The sequence below is a fragment of the Sedimenticola thiotaurini genome (assembly GCF_001007875.1).
Classification (GTDB): Bacteria; Pseudomonadota; Gammaproteobacteria; order Chromatiales; family Chromatiaceae; genus Sedimenticola; species Sedimenticola thiotaurini.
In genome coordinates this window covers 636,794-657,951 of the sequence record NZ_CP011412.1, presented here as the reverse complement: position 1 = coordinate 657,951, position 21,158 = coordinate 636,794, and the positions used below count along the sequence as shown (strand labels likewise).

The 21,158-nt window shown below is 56.0% G+C and carries 20 protein-coding genes; 11 read left to right on the top strand and 9 right to left on the bottom strand.

Going from position 1 to position 21,158, the window contains the following annotated elements:
• Window positions 1–35 precede the first annotated feature (35 nt).
• From AAY24_RS02870 to AAY24_RS02855, 4 genes are all read left to right on the top strand, one after another.
• A complete protein-coding gene (locus tag AAY24_RS02870; RefSeq protein ID WP_046858401.1) occupies window positions 36–572 on the top strand; it encodes a VOC family protein in 537 nt (178 codons plus the stop codon).
• Window positions 573–624: 52 nt separating this feature from the next.
• On the top strand, window positions 625–1,641 hold the full coding sequence (locus AAY24_RS02865; protein ID WP_046858400.1) for a fumarylacetoacetate hydrolase family protein: 1,017 nt from the start codon (window positions 625–627) through the stop codon (window positions 1,639–1,641).
• A 26-nt stretch (window positions 1,642–1,667) separates the two neighbouring features.
• The gene (gene maiA, locus AAY24_RS02860) at window positions 1,668–2,309 is read left to right on the top strand and encodes a maleylacetoacetate isomerase (protein WP_046858399.1); all 642 of its coding nucleotides are present in this window, start codon (window positions 1,668–1,670) and stop codon (window positions 2,307–2,309) included.
• Between the two features lie 246 nt (window positions 2,310–2,555).
• The gene (locus AAY24_RS02855) at window positions 2,556–4,508 is read left to right on the top strand and encodes an acetoacetate--CoA ligase (RefSeq protein WP_046858398.1); all 1,953 of its coding nucleotides are present in this window, start codon (window positions 2,556–2,558) and stop codon (window positions 4,506–4,508) included.
• A 107-nt stretch (window positions 4,509–4,615) separates the two neighbouring features.
• Here the strand turns inward: AAY24_RS02855 and AAY24_RS02850 are convergent, their stop codons facing one another.
• Window positions 4,616–5,119 carry a Spy/CpxP family protein refolding chaperone gene (locus AAY24_RS02850; protein ID WP_046858397.1) on the bottom strand — a complete coding sequence of 168 codons (504 nt, stop codon included), beginning with the start codon at window positions 5,117–5,119 and terminating at the stop codon, window positions 4,616–4,618.
• Between the two features lie 183 nt (window positions 5,120–5,302).
• Here AAY24_RS02850 and AAY24_RS02845 point away from each other — a divergent pair, with 183 nt between their 5' ends.
• Window positions 5,303–6,034: a response regulator gene (locus AAY24_RS02845; protein WP_046858396.1), complete on the top strand. Its 732-nt coding sequence runs from the start codon at window positions 5,303–5,305 to the stop codon at window positions 6,032–6,034.
• Complete coding sequence (locus AAY24_RS02840) at window positions 6,031–7,425, top strand: ATP-binding protein (RefSeq protein WP_052761022.1); 1,395 nt, start codon at window positions 6,031–6,033, stop codon at window positions 7,423–7,425. The genes AAY24_RS02845 and AAY24_RS02840 overlap by 4 nt, the downstream gene beginning before the upstream one ends.
• A 10-nt stretch (window positions 7,426–7,435) precedes the next feature.
• Here the strand turns inward: AAY24_RS02840 and AAY24_RS02835 are convergent, their stop codons facing one another.
• From AAY24_RS02835 to AAY24_RS02825, 3 genes are all read right to left on the bottom strand, one after another.
• Entirely contained in the window at window positions 7,436–9,133 is a 1,698-nt protein-coding gene (locus AAY24_RS02835) for a mechanosensitive ion channel family protein (RefSeq protein WP_063370476.1), read from the bottom strand.
• Window positions 9,134–9,239: 106 nt separating this feature from the next.
• Window positions 9,240–9,662, bottom strand: a complete 423-nt coding sequence (locus tag AAY24_RS02830) for a DUF6524 family protein (RefSeq protein ID WP_046858395.1) — start codon at window positions 9,660–9,662, stop codon at window positions 9,240–9,242.
• Between the two features lie 116 nt (window positions 9,663–9,778).
• Entirely contained in the window at window positions 9,779–10,432 is a 654-nt protein-coding gene (locus AAY24_RS02825) for a GNAT family N-acetyltransferase (protein WP_046858394.1), read from the bottom strand.
• Between the two features lie 190 nt (window positions 10,433–10,622).
• On the opposite strand from AAY24_RS02825, the gene AAY24_RS02820 reads away from it, so the two are divergent.
• Complete coding sequence (locus AAY24_RS02820; protein WP_052761020.1) at window positions 10,623–11,060, top strand: hypothetical protein; 438 nt, start codon at window positions 10,623–10,625, stop codon at window positions 11,058–11,060.
• A 12-nt stretch (window positions 11,061–11,072) separates the two neighbouring features.
• Here the strand turns inward: AAY24_RS02820 and hypF are convergent, their stop codons facing one another.
• On the bottom strand, window positions 11,073–13,421 hold the full coding sequence (hypF, locus tag AAY24_RS02815; protein ID WP_046858393.1) for a carbamoyltransferase HypF: 2,349 nt from the start codon (window positions 13,419–13,421) through the stop codon (window positions 11,073–11,075).
• A 99-nt stretch (window positions 13,422–13,520) separates the two neighbouring features.
• Window positions 13,521–14,426 (bottom strand): chemotaxis protein, encoded by a 906-nt coding sequence (locus AAY24_RS02810; RefSeq protein WP_046858392.1) that lies wholly within the window; start codon window positions 14,424–14,426, stop codon window positions 13,521–13,523.
• A 434-nt stretch (window positions 14,427–14,860) separates the two neighbouring features.
• Between AAY24_RS02810 and AAY24_RS02805 the strand changes: the two genes are divergently transcribed.
• Window positions 14,861–15,451 carry a hypothetical protein gene (locus AAY24_RS02805; RefSeq protein WP_046858391.1) on the top strand — a complete coding sequence of 197 codons (591 nt, stop codon included), beginning with the start codon at window positions 14,861–14,863 and terminating at the stop codon, window positions 15,449–15,451.
• A gap of 379 nt (window positions 15,452–15,830) precedes the next feature.
• Here AAY24_RS02805 and AAY24_RS19670 read toward each other — a convergent pair whose 3' ends face one another.
• A complete protein-coding gene (locus AAY24_RS19670) occupies window positions 15,831–15,920 on the bottom strand; it encodes a hypothetical protein (protein ID WP_418064577.1) in 90 nt (29 codons plus the stop codon).
• 127 nt (window positions 15,921–16,047) lie between these two features.
• On the opposite strand from AAY24_RS19670, the gene AAY24_RS19090 reads away from it, so the two are divergent.
• Window positions 16,048–16,257 carry a hypothetical protein gene (locus AAY24_RS19090; RefSeq protein ID WP_052761018.1) on the top strand — a complete coding sequence of 70 codons (210 nt, stop codon included), beginning with the start codon at window positions 16,048–16,050 and terminating at the stop codon, window positions 16,255–16,257.
• 364 nt (window positions 16,258–16,621) lie between these two features.
• Window positions 16,622–17,287, top strand: a complete 666-nt coding sequence (locus AAY24_RS02795) for a nitroreductase (RefSeq protein ID WP_046858390.1) — start codon at window positions 16,622–16,624, stop codon at window positions 17,285–17,287.
• A gap of 86 nt (window positions 17,288–17,373) precedes the next feature.
• On the opposite strand, the gene AAY24_RS02790 is transcribed toward AAY24_RS02795, so the two are convergent.
• Both AAY24_RS02790 and AAY24_RS02785 read right to left on the bottom strand, forming a co-directional pair.
• Window positions 17,374–18,300 (bottom strand): electron transfer flavoprotein subunit alpha/FixB family protein, encoded by a 927-nt coding sequence (locus AAY24_RS02790; protein WP_046858389.1) that lies wholly within the window; start codon window positions 18,298–18,300, stop codon window positions 17,374–17,376.
• The gene (locus AAY24_RS02785; protein WP_046858277.1) at window positions 18,297–19,049 is read right to left on the bottom strand and encodes an electron transfer flavoprotein subunit beta/FixA family protein; all 753 of its coding nucleotides are present in this window, start codon (window positions 19,047–19,049) and stop codon (window positions 18,297–18,299) included. The genes AAY24_RS02790 and AAY24_RS02785 overlap by 4 nt, the downstream gene beginning before the upstream one ends.
• 432 nt (window positions 19,050–19,481) lie before the next feature.
• Here AAY24_RS02785 and AAY24_RS02780 point away from each other — a divergent pair, with 432 nt between their 5' ends.
• Window positions 19,482–21,110, top strand: a complete 1,629-nt coding sequence (locus AAY24_RS02780; RefSeq protein WP_046858388.1) for an electron transfer flavoprotein-ubiquinone oxidoreductase — start codon at window positions 19,482–19,484, stop codon at window positions 21,108–21,110.
• The last annotated feature ends 48 nt before the right edge of the window (window positions 21,111–21,158 follow it).

The following is a 21,158-nucleotide window of genomic DNA, read 5'->3' as shown; positions in this document are numbered from 1 at the left end:
ATCTCGCCCTACCGTCCACTCGACAGGAGCTACCCGTGGAAATCAAACAGATCCATCATGTTGCGTACCGCTGTAAGGATGCCAAAGAGACCGTGGAGTTCTACACCAAGAATCTCAACATGGATTTTCTGCTGGCCATCTCGGAAGACAAGGTCCCCTCAACCAAGGAGCCAGATCCCTACATGCACCTGTTCCTGGATGCCGGGATGGGCAATATCCTGGCCTTTTTCGAGGTGCCGAACTCGCCCCCCATGGGTAAGGACCCCAACACCCCGGACTGGGTGCAGCACATCGCCTTCCAGGTTGAGGATGAAGCTGCCCTGTTGGAGGCCAAGGCGCAGTTGGAGGCGAACGGGGTCGCGGTGGTGGGACCCACCAACCATGAGATCATCAAGTCGATCTACTTCTTCGATCCCAACGGTCACCGTCTGGAACTGACCACCGTGACTGCCACCCCGGCCATGTTGCAGGAGTTGCACGATATCGCACCCGCTATGCTGGAAGAGTGGAGCAAAACCAAAAAGGTCGTTACTCACGCCTCCTGGTTGCACGAAAAAGAGTTCAAAGAGTAATTCCGATCCGCACAACAGCCTCCATACAGGCAAAACAGAAAGGAAAACAGTGATGAAACTGGCTTCAATGAAACAGGGGCGCGATGGCCTGCTGCTGGTGGTCTCCAAGGACCTCGGTCAGGCGGTGCCGGCCAACGATATCGCCCCGACCCTACAGGCGGCCCTGGATGACTGGGCAGACTGCGAAGCGGCGCTGCAACAGCGCTATCGGGAGCTGAATAGCGGCGATCGCCCTGATGCCTTCCGACTGGAGATGGAACAGCTCGCCTCTCCCCTGCCCCGGGCCTATCAATGGGCCGACGGCAGCGCCTATGTGAACCACGTGGAGTTGGTACGCAAGGCCCGCGGGGCGGAGATCCCGGAGAGCTTCTGGCACGATCCGTTGATGTACCAGGGCGGCTCGGACAGTTTCCTGGGACCAAGGGAGCCGATCCGCATCGCCGATACCACCTGGGGAATTGACTTCGAAGGCGAGGTGGCCGTGGTCACCGGGGATGTGCCCATGGGCTGCAGCATCGAACAGGCGGCCGGACAGATCCGCCTGCTGATGCTGGTCAACGATGTCTCCCTGCGCGGACTGATTCCGGCGGAACTGGCCAAGGGGTTCGGCTTCTTCCAGTCCAAGCCCTCCAGCGCTTTCTCACCGGTGGCCGTCACACCGGACGAACTGGGCGACCATTGGCAGGATGGGCGGGTCAGCCTGCCGTTGCTGGTGGACTATAACGGCCAGCCGTTCGGCAAGGCCAACGCAGGGGTGGACATGACCTTTAACTTTCCTCAGCTGATTGCCCATGCCGCCAAGACCCGCCCCCTGGGTGCCGGTACCATTATCGGATCCGGCACGGTCTCCAACAAACAGAACACAGAATGGGGCTCGGCCATCGCCGACGGTGGAGTCGGCTACTCCTGCATCGCTGAAGTGCGCATGATCGAGACGATCAACAACGGCAAACCGACCACCCCCTTCATGGGCTTCGGCGACACCATTCGCATCCGTATGGAGGATCCGGCGGGTAACAATATCTTCGGTGACATCGACCAGCAGGTGGAGCAGTACCAGGCGTCGTAAGGGGCAACCAGAAGCGGGATTCCGACATGATGAAACTCTATGATTACTACCGCTCCACAGCCGCCTATCGGGTACGTATCGCGCTCAACCTGAAGGGACTCGATTACCAGCAGATACCGGTCAATCTGTTGACCGGTGAAGATGGTGGTGCGGAGTACCGGACGGTCAATCCCCAGGGGCTGGTCCCGGCATTGGCCCTGGATGACGGGGTGCTGCAGCAGTCACTGGCGATCTGTGAATACCTGGATGAAACAGTGCCTGAACCTCCCCTGTTACCGGGCGATGCCCGGCAACGGTCCAGGGTACGGGCTCTGGCCCAGATGGTAGTCTCTGATATCCATCCGGTTAATAACCTGAGAATACTCCAGTATCTTACCCGGGAGCTGGGAGTCAGCGAGGAGCAGAAGCAGACCTGGTATCACCACTGGATCCACGAAGGTTTCCGCCCCATGGAGCAGCTGCTGGCTGCTCAGGCTGCCAAAGGAAAATTCTGTTTCGGTGACCAGGTCACCCTAGCCGATATCTGCCTGGTACCCCAGGTGTACAACGCACGCCGTTTCGCACTGGACCTGACCCCCTATCCCCGTATAGTGCAGATTGAGCAGGCCTGTCTGCAACTGGAAGCATTTAACCGGGCCAGGCCGGAGCACCAGCCGGAAATGGTTTAACTGTTAGCGGCCCCGTGGTGCAGATCCGATACCGGACACAACCAAGGGATCGGATGAAAAATTCTCCGGCTGCTCGAGCCACGATCAGGCCGGATCGCCCATCCGGCAGCCTAGCGAGAAGAATCCTTAACCGTCCCACTCCCTTACCCTGAATCCGGTTGGGACGATTTTAATTTTTTACCCGATCAGTGCTATTCTTCGTGACTGCTTAAAACTATAAGATCATATCCACCGGTGGAGAATTTAATGGCAAAAAAGCTCTGGCAACCCCGCCCCGAACAGATTGAACAGGCGAACGTCACCCGATTCCGCCACTTTATCAACCAGAAGTACGGTACTGAGCTGACCGACTACACCCAACTCTACCAGTGGTCGATTGATCAGCCCGAAGCGTTCTGGAGTGCCATCTGGGAAGAGAGCGGTGTTATCGCCGAAACCCGAGGGGATGTGGTGCTGGAGAACGGCGACAAAATGCCCGGTGCCCGCTGGTTCCCCCAGGCGAAACTCAACTATGCCCAGAATCTGCTGCGGCGCCGGGATGACAGCGATGCGCTGGTGTTCCGTGGGGAAGACAAGGTGCAGCGTCGCGTCAGCCACCAGGAGCTCTATGACCAGGTGTCCCGCCTGGTTCAGGCACTGGAGGCCGCCGGTATTGGTGAAGGTGACCGGGTGGCCGCCTATCTGCCCAATATGCCGGAGACCATTATTGCCATGCTGGCCGTCAGCAGCCTTGGGGCCACCTGGTCCTCCTGCTCACCCGATTTCGGGGTCAATGGCGTAGTGGATCGTTTTGGCCAGATTGAACCCAAACTGCTGTTCACCACTGACGGTTACTACTACAACGGCAAAACCCATGACAGCCTGGAAAAGGTCGCCGAGATCCGCCAGCGCATCCCCAGTATTGAGCATGTGGTGGTGATCCCCTATACCCGGGAAACATTCCCGCTGGAGTCCATCCCGGGCGCCATTTCACTGGCCCAATTCACGGACGGCTACAGCGCACAGGAGATCAATTTCCGCCAGCTGCCGTTCGATCATCCGCTCTATATCATGTTCTCCTCCGGTACTACCGGCGTGCCCAAGTGTATTGTGCACGGCGCCGGCGGTACCCTGCTGCAGCATCTCAAGGAGCATCGGCTGCACACCGATGTAAAACCGGGGGACCGGACCTTCTATTTCACTACCTGTGGCTGGATGATGTGGAACTGGCTGGTCTCGGGACTGGCCGCAGAGGCCACCCTGCTGCTGTATGATGGCTCACCCTTCTATCCGGATGGCAATGTACTGTTCGATTATGCCGACGCGGAGAAGATGACCCAGTTCGGCACTTCGGCCAAGTTCATCGACGCGATCAACAAGGCCGGGCTGAAACCGCGCGAAACCCATGATCTCTCCACTGTGCGCACCCTCTGCTCCACCGGCTCACCGCTGGTGCCGGAGGCGTTTGACTTTGTCTATGAACAGATCAAACAGGATATCTGTCTCTCCTCCATCTCCGGTGGCACCGATATCATCTCCTGTTTCGCCCTGGGCAATCCGGTGTTGCCGGTCTACCGGGGCGAATTGCAGTGCCGGGGGCTGGGCATGCGGGTGGAAGTATGGAACGACGACGGACAGCCGGTCCGTGAAGAGAAGGGGGAACTGGTCTGTACCGCTCCCTTCACCTCCATGCCGATCGGTTTCTGGAACGATCCCACCGGTGAGAAATACCACAGCGCCTACTTCGACCGTTTCCCCAACGTCTGGTGCCATGGGGACTATGTGGAACTGACCGCCCAGGACGGCATCATCATCTACGGCCGCTCGGATGCGGTCCTCAATCCCGGTGGCGTGCGGATTGGCACAGCCGAGATATACCGTCAGGTGGAGAAACTTGATGAAGTTATCGAGAGCCTGGTAATTGGCCAGGAGTGGGAAGGCGACGTGCGGGTGGTATTATTCGTCCATCTGCGCGATGGATTGACCCTGGATGAAGCACTGATTGACAAGATCAAGAAGCAGATCCGTGCTAACACAACGCCCCGCCATGTGCCGGCCCGGGTTGTTCAGGTTGACCAGATTCCACGTACCAAGAGCGGCAAAATTGTCGAACTGGCGGTGCGGGAAGTGGTGCATAACCGGCCGGTTAAAAACAAGGAGGCACTGGCCAATCCGGAGGCACTGGAGCTGTTCGCCAATCGCCCGGAACTGCAGTCCTGAACCGGGCTCCGGTCCGGACCTGAACAACTCTGATCCGGATATCTGAAACAAAACACCCACCGGTCCGGTGGGTGTTTTGTTTCTCCAGGCAGGAGTTGTGTTGCCAGTTAACGCATGCGGGGCTTGCCACCCATCGGACGCATCTGATCGGCAATCTTCTGCTGCTCCGGGGTCAGGCTGGCGTAGAGCTTCTCGATCACATCCGCCATCTCGTTCATCTGTTCAGCACCCGTGCGCATCTGCTTAACCCGCTCGGAGACAGTTGGACGACCGTTATCACGCATCGCTTCCCGCCGTTCCAGGCGATTTTCCATCTTCTGCTTCACCTGCTGTGCAAACGCCTGCCAGACCGGCTCCTGCTCTTCGGTGATACGCAGTTTATACTTCATCATGTCCAGACGTTGCTCCATCCGAGCAGCCGGATCACCCTTCATACCACGGTTGAACTTGTGGTGTCCGCGCTCCCCGTCAAAACCCCGCTGCATGCTCATGGAGTCACCCCCATAGCCACAGCGATCATAGCGTCCTTGGGCAGAAACCAAGGAGATGGATGCGACACTGATACCAACGATAGCAACTGCAGTCAGAATAATCTTGTTTGAACGTTTCATCGGTTTTTCCTCTCTGTTACCGGGACCACATGCCCCGTTCGTGGGTACTATGAGACCAGTTCCATGTAACTCGCTGATTTCAGGAAAACGGTTTTTTGTAATCCTGAGTATCAACAGCCGGGCTGTTACACTCTGTTACAAAACAGCCCCATCAAAAAACCACATTTCAGGTATAAAGAACACATGAAAAAGAGACGTCATATTCTGGTGGTCGATGATGACCGGGAGATCCGGGAACTGCTACAGACCTACCTGGAGCAGAACGGCTACCGGGTAACCACCGTCGGTGAAGGCAAAGCCATGAACCGGGCATTGGAGGAGCAGCGCATTGATCTGGTGGTGCTGGATCTGATGCTGCCCGGGACCGACGGACTGGAGCTGTGCCGCAACCTGCGGGTGAAATCGAAGATTCCCATTATCATGCTGACCGCCCGGGGTGACGAGATGGACCGTATCCTGGGCCTGGAGATGGGGGCGGATGACTACCTGCCCAAGCCGTTCAATCCCCGGGAACTGCTGGCCCGTATAAAAGTGGTTTTGCGCCGCACTACCTCCCTACCCTACGACCAGCCCGACTCGGCACCCGAAGTGATCAGTTTCGGCGGCTGGACACTGGACCCGATTGCCCGTCATCTGGAATCGTCGGGTGGTAGCGTAGTACCCCTGAGCGGTGCAGAATACCGGCTACTGAAAGTGTTCCTGGATCATCCCAACCGGATATTGAACCGGGACCAGTTGCTCGACCTCACCCAGGGCAGGGAAGCCGACCCGTTCGACCGGAGTATCGATGTACTGGTCAGCCGTCTCCGGAGACGCCTGGAAGACGATCCGAAAGAGCCTCGGATAATCAAGACGATACGGGGTGAAGGATATATCTTCGCAGTCCAGGTCGAGAACAGCGGGAGCACCGCATGAGGCTGCTGCCACGCTCACTGTTCGGACGCCTGACCCTGATCCTGATCATCGGTCTGCTGTTTACCCAGCTGTTCAGCACCGGGCTGCTGCTGAAAGACCGGGTCAACGTGATACGGGAGAACACCGGAGTACAGCTGATCCAGCGGGTGGCCTCCCTGGTCTATCTGCTGGAGGAGACCCAATCTGCCGAACGGGCACATATTGTCCGGGCCTTCAGTACTCCCCAATTCCGCGCCAGCCTGTCCGATGCCCCGCTTGAACTGGATAAGGGGGCCCTGCCAGCCAACCATCTGGAAATGCTCCTGAAACAGGCGCTGCCCGAGGGTACCGCCATACAGGTGGCGATCAATCCGATCGAGCGCAACCGTGAACTGGAAAAATCCTACTGGCGGGAGCACCGCAAGGATAGCCGGGAACGGCGCTATATCGAATCCAGACCCTCTCGATTCCGCCCGCCCCGGAGCGGTTTTCAGGCCAGCATCCAACTCTCCGATGGCGGTTGGCTGAATATCCTGCGGCCAATCCCTGCGGGTGTGGAAGAGTGGCCCTACAGGCTGCTCACCTATCTCGGGGTGCTGTTGATCTCCATTATCCTGCTCTCACTGCTGGCGGTGCGCTGGGTCACCCGTCCCCTGGGCACACTGGCGGAAGCGGCGCAGAACATCGGTAAGGACATCACCTATCCCCCCCTCAGCGAGAGTGGCCCCCGGGAGGTCAGGCGGGCGGTAAAGGCATTCAATACCATGCAGGAACGGTTGCGACGCTATATTGAAGATCGCAGCCGGGTGCTGGCTGCCGTCTCCCACGATCTGAAGACCCCGATCACCCGCCTACGCCTGCGCCTCGCGTTGCTGAAGGACGAAGAGCTTCAGACCCGATTCGAGAAAGACCTGGACGATATGGAGCAGATGGTACACGCCACACTGGACTACCTGCGGGGCACCGAGAGCAAGGAGAAACCGGTACAGATCAATATCATCGGACTGCTTGAGTCACTGCAGGACGACGCCGGCGAGCTGGGTTGGGAAGTAAACCTGTCGAAGGCGAATATTGCGCCCTACACCGGCCGACCCCTGGCATTGAAGCGCTGCCTGATGAACCTGATTGAGAACGCCGTTCGCTACGGTAAGGCTGCAGAGATACGCCTGGAGGAGAGCCAGGAGCGCCTCACCATTATTATCGCAGACCGTGGGGAAGGAGTACCGGAAGCGGAGCTGGAGGGACTCTTCGACCCCTTCTATCGCCGCGAAGAGTCACGGGCCCGGGAGACCGGCGGTACCGGGCTTGGGCTCGGTATCGCCCGCAACATTGCCCGGGCCCACGGCGGCGATGTGATCCTGCGCAAGGGCAGATCGACGGGACTGGAAGCGGTGGTGACCCTGCCCCGTTGAACCGATCCGGTTATTCCGCTCGGGACAGGGCACCGTGCAGGGTCAACTGGGGGAACGGAATCTCCCAACCGTTCTCGCTGCAGGCATCCACGCACCAGCGCTGGATGGCGCGGCGGAACCGGTTATACAGGTCGCCCACCTCCCCCTTGAAGTCGGCAATGACCACGAGATCCAGTGACGAGTTGTTCGCCGCATTAAACTCAACCCGCATATTCAGCAGCTGATCCGCATAGCCTTCCTGTTGTAATCGCTGCAGCAGATAATTCTGAAGTGTTTCCGGGATAGTGCCGGTAATCTCCTTTTGCAGATCGTAACTGAGCCCGATAATCTCCTTGATGCGGAAGTTTGTCGCCAGGTTGCGTGGCGAAGCAGCCAGGAAATCGGCCATCTGGTAAGTGACCCTGGCACCACCCCGTTGTACCAGCTGAACAAACTCATGGGAGATACCGTTGACTTTCCCCCGCACGCCACTGTCCAGAATCACCCAATCCCCTTTGCTGCAGGGAAACCAGGGTTCATCTGCATCAGAGGGGCGTGATTTAAGATCCACCAGTTCATCGATGGGTACCCGCTGGCTGATTCCCGCGACCGGGTTTACCAGGGTACTGAACACATTGATCTGCTCAACCCGCCATGGCAGTCCCTCCATCAACAGCCGCTCGCCCTCCCGCACCGAGCCGACATTGAGAAACAGCTGAACCTGGCTCCAGTAACGGGGTAATGTCTGTCGTAACGCCCAGGCAATGCCGAACAGTAACAGGATACCCAGGCTGAACAGCACCCAGTCCTCGACAATGTAAAACACCGCCATGGGGCCGAGGATTGAGAGCAGCACGGTGAGGACCCGGTGCAGCAGTTCAATCAACCGAATCCTGAAACTGCGATGCTTGGCCCGAAATCCCGGTATAAAACGCTGCATCGCGCTGGCACTCAGTCGGGACAGCAAGGCGATACCGATGACCACTGCCAGGGCGATGGTGAGATAGAGTCCCCGTTTCTGGAAGAATGATTTCAGATAACTCTGGGATGCCTCGGTGAACGAGGTCTCATCGGCGCTCAGCTTGTCCAGCTGTAACTGTGCCGCCTGCAGTTCACTCTGGATAAAAGCCTGCTGTTTAGCCCACTGCTCCGCCGTCTGCTTGAGACTCTGCAACAGGGTCTTGTTATCAGCGGACTGTTCCAATTTCTGCACATTGGCCAGCGCCTCGGTGATAATCGGCAGTTGGCCCTGGTAATAGGCGATCTTCTTTTTCAGCTCCGATTTCTGCCGCACCCGGGCAGTGATCTCCTTCATTTCATCGATTGCCGGCCGCAGCAGGGAAAACACCTCCTGCTGCAGATTGAACTCCTCCTGAACCTCTCCCCTCAAGGTCGTCATATCGACGCCTGCCGCTATATTTTCAAAATTCCGGTTGGTGGTCTTGAGATCACTCTCCAGTTTCTCCAGTTGCTGCTTCAGATTTGCCTTCTCTGCGTCTGTCTGGGCGGACTGAAGCTGCCGGTTCACAGCCTGCATGTCCTTCTGAAGGTTTCTCTTCAGCTCCACGAAGGAGGTCAATGTCGCTATGGTGGATGGGGCCGCAGCGACCTGTTTCTGCTCCGTCTCCGGCTGCTCCTGGGCCAACAGCGGCATTGCAACCAGGCCCAGGAAACCGAATAGCAGCAGGATGAGAAAGTTAACCCTGAATACCTTTTTTTGATTATTCATCAGGTGGAAATTCCCTATCTGTCGTTGTATCACTGAAGCGCCTGCGATCGCCGCTCCGGCACCATGGGGAGCTGTCCCCATGAGCGGCAGCAGCACCTTGGGCAAACTAATCGTCGTCCCGGTCATCCACATCCAGCTGGCCACTGATGCGACGACGGATATGGGACCAGGAGAGGCCGGTGGCCATCACGGCGGAGAGTATGACCAATACAATATAGGAGAGAAGCGTGGTATTGCTCAGGGAGATGATCTGATAGTAGATCAGGGCCCAGACCAGCGTGCCAAACAGGGCCAGGGCCAGCAGCGTACCCAGGATGCCAAGGGAGCGGGCCGTCGCCCGAACATAGATCACCCAGCCGATAAGCAACAGCACAGCCGCCAGTATCAACAGGGGTTCGATTTTATTTTCCGCTCCCATCAGCCAGTGATACCAGGAGTAACCGGAAGGATTGTAGGTACAAAAAACCAGAAACAGGGCCAGGATCCATCGAATCATGAAGCCAGCAAAATTGAAACTGCGGTCTGCCATAGCGTATCCCTAACAAAAATTAAAACCGTTGCAACCACCTATTCCCAATAGCGGTATCGGTCGGTTGAATCAGCAGTAATTTATAACACAGAACCGGGCAGACAATCTGTCCCCAATCAAACACCCATCTTGGCGGGTTGAGCACGGACAGATTTAACTGGTCGATCCTTTCTCCACGCCATCCGTTTTTTGATGTTATCGCAGAGATTGGCCTGTTTGACCATGAACTCGCCGCCGATGTGGACAAAACCAAGACGCTCGTAAAACCGCTTGACCCGTTCCACATCGGCAGGTGGGACCGGTTTGCCATATTCGGGAGAGAGGGGAAACGCCTTTAGTGCGATGATACTATCTTCCACATCCACCATCTGGCCGATCTTCCCCATCAGGGCGGTCCCGATACCCTGGCCTCGATAATCGGGGTCGATGGTGATCTCGTTGATATAGACCAGTCCGCTGCACTCCTGCTTCTTGGTGACGCCTTCGTCCGTCTGCTGCATGAAGTGACAACCATCGTCACCAAAGGCGGTCTGGGCAAATTCGGAAAGTTCGGGGCAGACTGAATCGAGCAACAGGGACTGTTCAACACCATCCACAATGGCCGCTGCCAGATCTATCCTGTGGCCGAGTATCTCTCCAGCAATACGATCGGTAGCCGCTTCATCATCCCAGGCCACACTGGTACCAAGAAACCTGACCACGTAGGGAGCCAACTCTGGATCCGGGTCCGGCTTGAGGGAGAATTCAAATTCTAGATCCAGCTCTTGCATAACATGCTCCATCGAACATTATATTAGCAATTACTTATGCTACAGCATTGATAACATGATTTCACAGAGTTTTTGGCCTTAATGTGATAATTGTTGGAAAAATCGTGTTTTTATTTCCTTGCCACTGATCAAATTTTCGCACTAATCGCCGATACTGCTACCATCAGATGAGGAACTCGAGGAGAAATCCATGTCAGGCACCGTCCAAATCCGCAGAAAACTCGCCCCACTTCTGCTCTTACTGGTCACTGCATCGACCGCCATGGCCGATAACTTGAACAGTTCAGCGGAACAGGATAAGGATTCCAGCCCGTTTCCTTTCCAGCTCTACCGCACCCCCGCTGTTCCAGAACCAAGCAGAAATGAACAGATCCTCACCTGTGAAGCACTGGAACGGGAGATTGCACAACTGACACCGGACACCTACAGCTACCAACCGGGCTTTTATGAAGATCCCTACCATGGCGCCTCAATCTGGATTGGCACCACTATCCTGATGCCGGCCTACGCCCTGTCGGGCTATGTGGAGTATCTCCGCTATCAGGAGCGCGGCCGCATGATCTCAGCAGAGGATCGGATTGAAATGCTGCGTCGCCTGAAGGCGCAGAAACACTGTTTCGAGAGTTAAGTCGGCCGGACCTCAGCAGGGGCGATTCTGCCAGCGCGCCGCCGCCACAACCGCCTGACCAAGTGACAGACCACCATCATTGGCGGGTACAAGCCGGGGACTCAGCAGATTCAGCCCCTGCTGCCGCAGCCGATCACTGACCCCCTCCAGTAGAATTCTGTTCTGAAATACTCCACCGGAGAGTACCACCGTATCCAGTTGCTGCTCCTGACAAAGCAAAAGAGCAGTCCGGGTTACCGCATCGATGATCCCCTGATGAAACCGGGCCGCCATGATCGCCACCGGCACAGATCGCTTCAGATCATCCAGCAAATCACTCCATAGGGGCTGCCAACCCAGCACATACCGCCCCTCAATCAACTCCAGTCGATGACCGTATCCAGGTTGCCCCATTGGCGGTGCAGCCAGCGCTTCCATCTCAATGGCCGCCTGTCCTTCATGACTCGCCTGTTCCCGACAGATATTGAGGGCCGCTGCAACTGCATCAAACAGTCTGCCGCAGGACGATGCCAGCGGTGAATTGATCCCACGCGCCCACATCTGCTGCAGATTGATGATCGGTTTCGCGTTGAGAAACCGGATCAATTCCAGATCCCCATACTCCTGCAGCAGCGTCTCCCATTCGAATTCGCTCAACAGGTAAGCCAATGTGTTTCGCCAGGGTTCATACATCGCCTTGGCACCCCCTAACATGGCCGTCGGTTTGAAATGGGCCAGACGTTGGAATTGACAGTAATTTACCCTCAGAAACTCACCACCCCACAGGGAACCACTCTCCCCCATTCCCAGACCATCCAGGGCGACACCCAGGACAGCGGGATGATCAGGACCCAGCCCATGTTCAGCCATACAACTGGCGATATGGGCATGGTGGTGCTGCACGGCTTCCAGTTGCAGGTCCTGCTCACTGGCCATCTGCTGACCCCACTGGGTAGAGAGATAATTGGGATGGTAATCGACCACCACCAGAGCCGGATCGAGCTGATATAGCTGCCGGTAGAGTTCCAGGGAACGATGATACTCCCGCATTGTGGCACTGTTCTCCAGATCCCCCATGTGCTGGGAGACGATGGCCTGGCCATCCCGCAGCAGACAAAACGTGTTCTTCAGTTCACCTCCCAAAGCCAGAATTGCGGGTGTCTTTTCGAACCCATCGGGCAACACAATAGGAGCCGGCGCATAACCGCGCGCACGCCGCAACATCCGGGCGTCACCATCCATCACCCGCACCACCGAGTCATCCAGGCGATTAACGATCTCGCGATCATGCAGCAGCCAGTAATCGGCAATTCCGGCCAGACGTTCCTGGGAGGCTTTGTTGGAGATCACCTGTGGTTCATCCGACAGATTACCCGAGGTCAGCACGATCGGGCGCGCCAGGTGTCCCATCAGCAGATGATGCAGGGGGGTATAGGGCAGCATAAAACCCAGTGACTGCTGTCCAGGGGCCACCTCTCGGGCCAGCATTTCTTCACCCCCCTGTTGCAGAATGACAATGGGGGCCGCGCTACTCTTGAGCAGGGCCACTTCCTGTTCATTGAGGTGGGCATAACGACGAATCATGTCCGCGTCAGTGGCCATCAGAGCAAAGGGTTTGTGGTAGCGTCGCTTTCTTGATCGCAGAGCAGCAACCACCAATTCATTACCCGCATCACAGGCAAGATGGACTCCGCCCAACCCCTTGATCGCCAGAATTGCACCGGACGCTATCAATCTGGCAGCCCGCTCAATCGGATCTTCATCATGTTCAGCAGGCAACCGTTCACCAGCACCATTCTCCAACCAGACCTGCGGACCACAAGCGGGACAGGCGTTCGGTTGGGCATGAAAACGTCGATCGGACGGATCACCATATTCCGCCAGGCAGGCGTCACACTGTTGAAAATCACCCATACTGGTGGTCGCCCGGTCATAGGGGATGGCCCGCACAATGGAGAGCCGGGGACCACAATGGGTACAGTTGGTGAATGGGTAGCGGTAACGTCGATTGGTCGGATCATCTATATCCTGCAGACAGGCACTGCAGGTTGCCGCATCCGGTACAATACCGGTATGAATATCGCCGCCCCGGCTTTCGATAATCTCGAACCGGGTATAGTCCGGCTGCTCGCCGGGTGGCAATGGTTGCCGCTCTATGCCATCGATTCTGGCCAGCGGTGGTGGATGCCGGGCGATTAAATCGGTCAGTTGGTCGATGGCGGACTTGCTGCCCACCGCATCAATCAATACACCCTGCGCATCATTCCAGACTGCGCCAAGCAGTTCGCAGCGATTGGCAAAATTCCAGACCGTCGGTCTGAAGCCGACCCCCTGTACCAAGCCACGTACCCGGATTCGCTCTGCGTAGGGTTTAACACTCATCTTGTTTATTGATATTTGAAGCGGTTTAAGATTAAGACCAGTGTAACCCTACCCCGGAGCCAGGGCGAAGAGAAAAAATGGCGGAGATTGAGAAACGCTTCAGTGGTTCTGATGCTGACCCAGTCCTTCCAGAACCGCAGCGGCCAGCTCTTCAGTAACAAACTTCGTCAGTGCAGCGTCTGCGCCACTGGCCGCCGCATACTCCTGACTGACAACACCGGCCAGTGAGGTATGCAGCAATATATAGACAGATGAAAAATCCTCATCCTTGCGCAACTCCCTGGTCAGGGTATAACCATCCATTTCGGGCATTTCAATATCTGAAATAATCAGGTCAACGGTGCGACCTTCTTCATGCAGTGCATGAAGTAACTCCAGCGCCTCCTTGCCATCATTAGCCATTACCGGCTCTATATCCATCATAGCCAGGGTCTGGGATATCTGTTTTCTGGCCAGGCCGGAATCATCCACCACCAGGATCAACTTTCGACGCAACTGTTCCAGTTGCTCTGCTGACAGGCTGAGCCCCTTCCCGGTACTGTCAGGTGGCGGAGCCACTTCATTCAGTACCCGTTCTACGTCGATCACTTCGACAATAGTGTCCTCCACATTGATCACACCGGTAATGTAGCTGAATCGTCCTGATAATGACGGCGGTGGTTGAATGGCATCCCAATCCAGAGGAATAATCTTGTCCACTTTCTTTACCAGGAAGCCCTGCAGGGAACGATTAAACTCCGAGATAATAATCGAACAATCGGCAAGCTCCGACGCATCCTTGCTACCCGTAAATCCCAGGGTGGCAGAGATATCGATGACCGGAAACGGTTTGCCCCGTAACCGGGCAATACCGATAATTGCCGGATGGGCTCTGGGAAGCGTGTTCATGGCGCGATAGGGAACGATCTCCTTGATCTTCAGAACATTGATACCAAACACCTGACGACCAAACAGACTGAACAGCAGCACGCGCTGTTGCGAGCCCTTTTGATTATTTCTTTGCATTGTATTTTGAGTAGTCACAACTATGGCTGCACATTAGATTATTTAGGAGTGATGGGCGGAAACGATCCGGGTTGTCTTGCTCACCCTGCTTGGAGCTATATAGCGACCGAGATAAATCTAACTTGAACCGCACCGGTTAATCTTTTCTACACAAGCTCTGCTAATGGTTATGAACAGAACCGATGTTGGTGCCAACCCTGACTGAATGAATCAGATCGGTACTCACACAAGGATCGATGGAGATAATTTAAGAATAAAAAATAAAATTATCGCGCCCAGTTTAAGAGGAGTATCGTATTTATTCGTAAAACCTTTGAATTTTTTTCAATTTTTGACAATAAAGTATTGGCAACAGTATCCAACTTTGGCAATATTCGACCGGTGGAAGACTCTACTACCCGTCGCAATTCATACACTCTTATGGGGAACCTCTGATGGTCACGAAAAAAGCAAGAACCACGAAGAAACGCGTCGCCAAGAAAACGGCTGTTCGCGCAACCAGAACTACCGCTGCCAAAAAAGCAGCTCCCAGCATCTCTCCGGTTACTGAACTTGAACAGTCAATTGCAAAATCCCAGGTTCAATTGGCCAAGCTTTACGAAAAAGAGGTAACTAAGGCACAGAAGGGTGTAGAGAAGATCAAGGGGCAGCTGGATAAGGCTGTAGCACGACAGGCAACACTACGGGACAAAAAGAACGCCGTGGCAGAAAAAGTTGCCGCCAACCGCACAGCCGCTACACAGAAACAGCTTGAGCGGGCTCGTGAAACCCTGCGTACAGCAAGCCAGAAGGTTTCCGAACTTCGTGAGCAGATGAAGAGCGCCAAACAGGCTCTCAAAGATGCCATCGCAGCACAGAAGAAGTCTGTTGCACAACAGAAAGCCATGGCCAAGTTTGAAAGTGACTGGGCTAAGGCCACGGCACCGAAGAAAAAACGCAAAACCACGGCCAAGCGTCGTCCGCGCAAAACAACTGCCCGGAAAGCGTCAACTCCTGCAACTAATGAAAGCGCAGCCAGCGAATAAACGCCGGTAGCGGGATCTCTTTTTTTTACAAAGAGATCCCGACAGTGAAAAGCCCGCCCCGATTATAGGAAGCGGGCTTTTATTTTGTCCGGAGCTCTGCAGGAACAGAACCTCGCTACATTTCCGGCCCATCAAATGGTTATCCCCCGGCCTCCAGATTGAGCCACCCAGCCGGTTCGGCATTTGAACTGCGCAGATTAAATCTGCCGCTGCGCCACTCAATACTGATGCCATCCGTATACGCCACCAGTCACCTGCCCCTATAGTTGTCCAACACCGGTTTGATTGCAGCCGCCGGGTTGGCAAGCTGACTGTTGATATCCCCCGGTGAGGGGTACAGCGCAATTCGGTCATTCACTAAAGCAGATAAGGGTTGCCACTATATTGAAACCAGTTCCGCCATTAACAAACAGAAAATCATACCGCTATTGCAGTAGAAAAAATCCTGAAAACAGTGGTGCACACTCATCTTACCGTCGTGTTCAGCACCCTCCCGCTCCATCCGTTCATTGATAAATAGATGACGGATTTGCTCTGCTCACCTCCCCGCCATGCTAAGCAATCATCTCCAGGGTGCTCCACACCTATCAGGAATCATGAATAATTCTGCTGCCCGGATACTTGAACAGAAACGCTTCGATAGGCAAACCGACAGCGAGCGCACTCTTGAGCATATCGCCAGAGAGATGCATGTCGCCACCACACACCACCTGTTCGGGGTTGATCTATCGGGCGCTGGCACGACCGAGACGATAAACAACATCCTCATTCAGGAAAGAGCCCGACTGCCCGCCTATATCGTATGACTTAACGCAGTCTAGGTACGGCATCAGATAGTCCAGGTCTTTTGTATCGATCGGTGCGGAGGATCAGGGAGTGGTATCAGCCATCCGTGACAAACAAAAACTGGTCTGGGCAGACTGCCTGAAACACCCTGAATGCTTCCCAGAGAAGGGAAACAGTTTTCCATAACGGACAGTACCCGACAGTTCTGTTGGCATTAATCAGCAACGGCAACTGACTTGGTGGCAATATTCAGAATGGAACAACCGCTTATTACCCCACTTACCGCATCCTAGGGTGATGCTGTATAGCTGGCATAATTTTCGTAGACATCTGGAACGAATTCTCTATTATGACGTTTACGTTAAGGTTAACTGGAGCCCATTCATGCAAGTTGAAGAAGCACTCAAACAGAGAAAATCCACCCGGGCCTTTCTGCAACAAGAGGTGGAGAAAGAGAAGATCATCAAAATTCTGGACGCTGCGCGCCATGCGCCCTCAGGTACCAATACCCAACCCTGGCAGGTGGCCGTCGTGACCGGAGAAAAACGCCGCCGCCTGGGGGACCTGATGGAGACCGCTTTCCGAAATGGCCAGAAAGGTGCCATGGAGTTCCAATACTACCCGGAGATCTGGGATGGGGTTTACAAGGAGCGTCGTCGGGCCTGTGGACTGCAGATGTACTCCACCCTCAACATCAGCCGGGAGGACAAGCAACGTCAACAGGATCAGTGGGCGGCCAACTATCGCGCCTTTGATGCACCGGTCATGCTGTTCTTCTTTATAGATAGTGTTCTTGAAACCGGCTCCTATCTCGATTACGGCATGTTTCTTCAATCCATCATGCTGATGGCCGAGGAACAGGGTCTGGCCACCTGCCCCCAGGCAGCCCTGGGTGAGTATCCGGAGATTGTGAAACGGGAACTGGGATATTCCGAGGATAAAAAACTGGTGGTCGGTATGGCCATGGGTTACGAAAACAAGGACCATATTGTCAACAGCTACCGCACACCCCGTGAAGAAGTGGAACAGTTCACGCGCTTTTTCGAGTAACGGAAAACCATACCAGGCGTATAAAAAAACGCCCTGCATCACCGAATGCAGGGCGTTTTTCCAACCGCTTTAAAGAGAGGGACTGACTATAAAGCCTGCTCCAACTCCGGTAGCGCCTGGAACAGATCCGCCACCAGCCCATAGTCGGCCACCTGGAAGATCGGCGCCTCCTCGTCCTTGTTGATCGCCACGATCACCTTGCTCTCCTTCATCCCCGCCAGGTGCTGGATCGCACCCGAGATGCCCACCGCGATATACAGCTCCGGCGCCACGATCTTGCCGGTCTGCCCCACCTGGTAGTCATTCGGTACATAGCCCGCATCCACCGCCGCTCGCGAGGCACCAATCGCCGCATTCAGCTTGTCCGCCACCGCTTCGATCAGCTTGAAGTTCTCTCCACTGCCCATGCCCCGGCCACCCGAGACCACAATCTTCGCACTGGTCAGCTCCGGCCGCTCCGAGACCGTCAGTTCGGCACCCACGTAGCTGGAACGGTCGTAACCCTCCCCCGCTTCGATCCCTTCAATGGCCGCACTGCCACCCTCCCCCGCCGCATCAAACGCCGTGCCCCGTACCGTGATCAGCTTGATCCGGTCACTGCTCTGCACCGTCGCCAGGGCATTGCCCGCGTAAATCGGCCGCACAAAGGTGTCTCCACTCTCGATCGCCGTGATGTCCGACAGTTGTGCCACGTCCAGCAGCGCCGCCACCCGCGGCAGGAAGTTTTTGCCAAACGTGGTGGCCGGCGCCAGCACGTGACTGTAGCCTTCCGCCAGCCGGGTCACCAGCAGGGAGAGCCCTTCCGCCAGCGGGTGTTCATAAACCGAGTCATCCGCCACCAGTACCTTGGCTACACCGGCTATCTTCGCCGCCGCTTCCGCCACACCACCGCAGTTCGAGCCCGCCACCAGCAGGTGAATATCACCTTCCAGTTGGCCCGCCGCCGTTACCGTGTGCAGGGTCGCGCTCTTCAGCTCCCGATTGTCGTGTTCCGCTATGACCAGAATACTCATGAAATCACCTTCGCTTCGTTGCGCAGCTTCTCCACCAGCTCGGCGACGCTGCCTACCTTCACTCCCGCCTGGCGCTGGCCCGGCTCGCTCACTTTCAACACTTTCAGCCGCGGCGCCGTGTCCACACCCAGCTCAGCAACCGGAATCACCTCCAGCGGCTTCTTCTTCGCCTTCATGATGTTGGGTAACTTGGCATAACGCGGTTCGTTCAACCGCAGGTCGGTGCTGACCACCGCCGGCAGTTGCAGGTTGACCGTCTCCAGCCCCCCGTCAATCTCCCGGGTCACCGCCACCGCGCCGTCCGCCAGCTCCACCTTGGAGGCAAAGGTGCCCTGCGGCCAGCCCAGCAGCGCCGCCAGCATCTGACCCACCTGGTTGCTGTCATCATCAATCGCCTGCTTGCCCAGGATCACCAGCTCCGGCTGCTCCTTCTCCACCACGGCCTTCAGCAGCTTCGCCACCGCCAGCGGCTGCAGCTCCTCGTCACTCTCCACCAGCACGCCACGGTCAGCACCCAGTGCCAGGGCGTTACGTATCGTCTCCTGACTCTGCTTCACGCCCAGTGAGACCACCACGATCTCCGACGCCTTGCCCGCCTCCTTGATCCGCACCGCCTCTTCCACCGCGATCTCGTCAAACGGGTTCATCGACATCTTGACGTTGGCTAACTCCACCCCCGTCTCATCCGCCTTCACCCGAACCTTTACGTTGTAGTCCACAACGCGCTTTACTGCGACCAGTACTTTCATACATCACCCTTGATTGGTTTGGCTGCCGCCCTGATACGAATTTCTTGACTCTATGCAGAAAACACTCAATTAAATATTATCCCTGTCCGGACCCTAGCCAGACAAATAAATTTGCTTACCTTCCCGTGGAATCCAATATCCCCGGCAGCAGACCCCAGATGCCGGACAGCCATGACAAGGTTGGCTGAACCATCTATATAAGGTGTCTACGTATCTTATGAATTAGGTAGTAAACTACGCCCTCAGTCAGTCTGCCGGGTCCAGTAATAGCCGGGGTACTCAACCTCTGCGATCATTGGAACAGTGTCGGATGTTGAAGGAAATTGACCCATCAGCCTGACTCAGTATAATGACGTTTACGTAAACGTCAACCTAGCCATTTACAGACCGCCGGGAACAGTTGCCGGAATTAACACCAAAGGGGGAGTCGCCGTGGAACGCGAAGCGATGGAATTTGATGTTGTCATAGTTGGCGCAGGGCCTTCCGGGCTTTCTGCGGCCATTCGCCTGGCCCAACTGGCCAATGAGAATGGGCAGGAGTTGACCATCTGTGTCGTGGAGAAAGGCTCTGAAGTGGGAGCGCATATTCTTTCAGGTGCCGTGCTGGAACCCAGGGCTCTCAACGAACTGATTCCCGACTGGAAAGAGCGTGGCGCGCCGCTGGATACCCCCGCCAGCAATGATCGCTTTGTTTACCTGACGGAAAAGAAGTCCATCCCCATGCCCAACCCGCCCCAGATGCACAACGCGGGCAACTATATTATCAGTCTCGGCAACTTCTGCCGCTGGCTGGCGGAGCAGGCTGAACAGCTCGGTGTGGAGATATTTCCCGGATTCGCTGCCGCCGAGGTTCTGTTTGACGAGGATGGTGCCGTGCGGGGTATCGCCACCGGCGATATGGGCATCGGGCGCTCCGGAGAAAAGACCGACAATTACGAACCCGGCATCGAACTGCACGCCAAGCAGACCATCTTTTCCGAAGGCTGCCGGGGCTCGCTGACCAAAGAGCTGATGGAGCGGTTTAACCTGCGCAGCGAAGTGGATCCCCAGACCTACGGTATCGGTATCAAGGAGCTGTGGGAGATCGACCCGGCCAAGGTCAAACCGGGCACCACTATGCACAGCATTGGCTGGCCACTGGACAGCCAGACCTATGGCGGCTCATTCCTCTACCACCTGTTGGAAAACCAGGTGGTGGTGGGCTTCGTGGTGGGCCTGGATTACAAAAATCCGCACTTAAGTCCGTTTGAAGAGTTCCAGCGTTTCAAGACCCACCCCGACATCCGCCCCCTGTTTGAGGGTGGTCGTCGCATCAGTTATGGGGCCCGAGCCCTCTCCGAAGGGGGCTTCCAATCGATTCCGAAACTCACATTCCCGGGCGGTGTGCTGGTTGGTGACACCGCCGGTTTCCTCAATGTACCCAAAATCAAGGGCACCCACACCGCCATGAAGAGCGCCATGGTGGCGGCCGAAGCGATCTTCGAGCAGCTCGCTGAGGCGGGCCATAAAGAGGTCACCAGCTATCCAGAAAGGCTGCAACAGAGCTGGCTGTGGGAAGAGTTGAACCAGGTGAGGAATATCCGCCCCGGTTTCACCAAGGGACTCTGGTTCGGCCTGTTCAATGCCGCCCTGGAGACCTACCTGTTCCGCGGCAAGGCGCCCTGGACACTGCGTCATCACGCTGACCATGAGCAGCTCGGCAAGGCGGCTGACTACCCGAAAATCGACTATCCGAAACCGGACGGCAAAATCACCTTTGATCGCCTCTCATCGGTCTTCATCTCCAATACCAATCATGAGGAGAATCAGCCGATCCACCTGAAGCTGAAAGACCCGGAAGTGCCGATCAAGGTCAACCTGGCGCTGTACGACGCCCCGGAGCAGCGCTACTGCCCCGCCGGGGTCTATGAAATCATTCAAGGTGAAGATCAACAGCCGGAATTGCAGATCAATGCCCAGAACTGCGTGCACTGCAAAACCTGTGATATCAAGGATCCGACCCAGAATATTAACTGGACTGTCCCGGAAGGCGGCGGCGGTCCCAACTACCCAAATATGTAATCGACGCATACCGTTCCATGGCGGCACCGGTCGAAGGTGCCGCCTGGG